The following is a 424-nucleotide window of genomic DNA, read 5'->3' as shown; positions in this document are numbered from 1 at the left end:
GGCTGTAGGTGAAGGTAGTGGAAACCGCCGAGACATAGATAAATACGATATGCACTATCAGCACTTAGTATTGTGGGATGAACATGCACTAGAGTTGGTGGGTGCTTACCGATTAGCTTGTGCACAGGATGTGATTGAACAACACTCACAAAGTGGGCTTTATACCGATAGCCTATTTAATTATACCCAAGATATGAATCCTTATTTTAAACAAGGCATAGAGCTAGGCCGAAGCTTTGTACAACCTAAATATTGGGGCAGAAAAAGTCTCGACTACTTATGGTATGGTATTGGCGCTTTTATAAATCGCTACCCTCAATACCGTTACTTATTTGGTGCGGTGAGTGTGTCAAACGCACTACCTGAGCAGGCAAAGTCTTTATTAGTGCATTATTATCAGCACTATTATGGCTGTGAAAAATCA

General features: G+C 41.0%; 1 protein-coding gene. It reads left to right on the top strand.

Translation table 11 applies throughout. The features are described from left to right. On the top strand, positions 1-424 hold a 424-nt coding region (locus CWB76_RS19205; protein ID WP_138609714.1), incomplete at both ends, for a GNAT family N-acetyltransferase.

The organism is Pseudoalteromonas sp. S1609, from assembly GCF_005887255.1.
In the GTDB taxonomy this organism is placed as follows: Bacteria; Pseudomonadota; Gammaproteobacteria; order Enterobacterales; family Alteromonadaceae; genus Pseudoalteromonas.
This window is presented reverse-complemented; position numbering and strand designations above follow the sequence as displayed.